Origin of the sequence: Poinsettia branch-inducing phytoplasma str. JR1, assembly GCF_000309465.1 — a bacterium.
Classification (GTDB): Bacteria; Bacillota_I; Bacilli_A; order Acholeplasmatales; family Acholeplasmataceae; genus Phytoplasma; species Phytoplasma pruni.
This window is the reverse complement of sequence record NZ_AKIK01000057.1, coordinates 1-2,039: the sequence shown is the minus strand read 5'-3', so window position 1 is coordinate 2,039 and position 2,039 is coordinate 1. Positions and strand designations below refer to the sequence as shown.

At 30.8% G+C, this 2,039-nt stretch carries 2 protein-coding genes and 1 pseudogene; all 3 read left to right on the top strand.

Annotated features, from left to right (window positions below; translation table 11 throughout):
- A pseudogene (locus tag ON17_RS01525) lies at window positions 1-368 on the top strand (hypothetical protein); the annotation flags it as partial.
- A 2-nt stretch (window positions 369-370) separates the two neighbouring features.
- Entirely contained in the window at window positions 371-517 is a 147-nt protein-coding gene (locus ON17_RS03880; RefSeq protein WP_017191744.1) for a hypothetical protein, read from the top strand.
- Between the two features lie 381 nt (window positions 518-898).
- Window positions 899-1,978, top strand: coding sequence for a hypothetical protein (locus ON17_RS01520; RefSeq protein ID WP_017191742.1), 1,080 nt, complete (start codon window positions 899-901; stop codon window positions 1,976-1,978).
- Window positions 1,979-2,039 lie beyond the last annotated feature (61 nt).

The window sequence follows — 2,039 nt, the reverse complement described above, 5'->3', positions numbered from 1 at the left end:
CAAGATTCACTTATAATATTGAAGTTAAACCAGGCAATAAAGAAGAAAGAAAAGCCTTCTTAGAATTCTTAATTAACAAAAGAAAAAATCCTTACAGTGAAGAAACCAAACAATATTTATACGAAATTATCAATGAATCCTTAGAAAGATTACCGACTGATCAAGAATTCAAAAAAGCCAACCGTACTTTAGAAAACCTCTTAAAAACAACAGTAGCAACCTTCGCTAAAAACCGAGGAACTGGCGAAACTAGAAGAAACGAAATCAATCAAGAAGACTTAAAACAAGCTTATAAAATGATAATCTCACAAGATGAGATTATCTTAAACACTATCGAACGAGAAATTAAAAAGAAAGGAGGTAAATAATTATGAAAACTCCTTTAGACTTAATTAAAACTTATCTAACCTTTAAATCTTATTTCACTTGGTTTTTAATGGCTTCCGCCATCTTTGGAATCGTCCTTTTCTTTAAAAGAAAACTTTCCACCAATCAAACAAACAATACAACAACATGAAAAGGCTATTTAACTTATTTTTTAATTATTATCGGTATTTTAAGCTTCATTTACCTATGCTTCTTTAAAAAACCAAAAGAACCATCTAGTAAATACGCAGGTCAATTAGTAAACGAAATCACCAAAGCCATCGGCGAATACGACGAAGTTATTAACAACTACGAAGGACTAAAAGAAAACTGGGAAAAAGAATTAACGAAAGTTGAAGCCGAATTAAAAAGACTTCACGAAGCCCAAGAAATAACCCAAGAACAAAAAGCAAAAATTAAAGAAGCATTAGATAAAAACGAAGATAAAATTAAAGAAATCAAAAAGAAAAAACAAGAAACAGAAGCTAATATCGCCACTTTAAAAGCTCAACTCAAAGAAAAAGAGGAAGCGTTGGCCAACAAAGAAAAAGATATTAAAACTAAACAAGAAGAAGAAAAACTATCCTCCTCTGATGACAAAATTAGATTAAAAGCTGAAATCTCAAAATTACAAACCGAAAGAAGCGAATTAGTCGGACAAATAGGAAAAATCAAAGTCCAAATCGGTAAATTAGAATCCGACCAAACAATGTACGAAGGCATGTTATCACGTGCCGAAAACTATAAAAAAGATTTAGAAAAAGATTACGCAAAATTATCTCAAGACGAAAAATCCATTTTTAACAAAATTAAAACCGAACAATCCATTAAGGATAAAATTAAAGAAGAAATCGACGAAATAAAAGAAAAACAAGCCTCAATCCAAACAAAAATAAAAGGATTAGAAACAATGAGAGAAGCAGCCGACGCCGCAAGACAAAATTTAACCGCTTGGGATAAAAAACATGAATTTAGTTTTGGTAACCTTCGTGACGCTATTTTTCAAGGGGCTGAATTATATATGGATGCTTTTGGTGGGCGAGGTATGTTAAGAGCAGTAGGTGGCGGAATAACTAAAAAAGCTGCTGGAACTATCGCGAAAGGCGGATTAATCGTTCACGAAGCTCACCGCGCAGTCCACTTAGCGCAACAATTAATGCAAAACGAAGATGGAACTCCTAAAATGATGAGCAAAGAAACATACGACACTATTACTAAAAGAATAGAAAAAGAAATCGAAGAAGCCAAACATGATTATAAAGATTCCGAAGGGAAACTATTACAATATAAGGCCCAAAAAGATCAAAATGAAATAACTAAACAAATAGAAGAATCAAATGACTTAAAAGAATCTATAAAAAGTAAAAGACTATTTCGTATTGATGAATTTCAAAAAATTGTCGACGAATTAGATAAAAAAAGAAAAGAAGTTCTAGACGTTGACAAATTATACCAAGATAAAAATGACCTAACAGAAGAACTAGACCGCAAAAACGTAGAAATAGATGCAAGAAAAGAAGAATTAAAACAAAAATCTCCAAACTACGCTAAAGCCCAAGAAAGAATTAAACAAAAAAAATATAGTAAATTCTTTCAACCCATTACTAATTAATTCATATATCAAACTTTTTCTTTAAATTTAAATAAATAAAAATGTATAATAGTAGTAATTA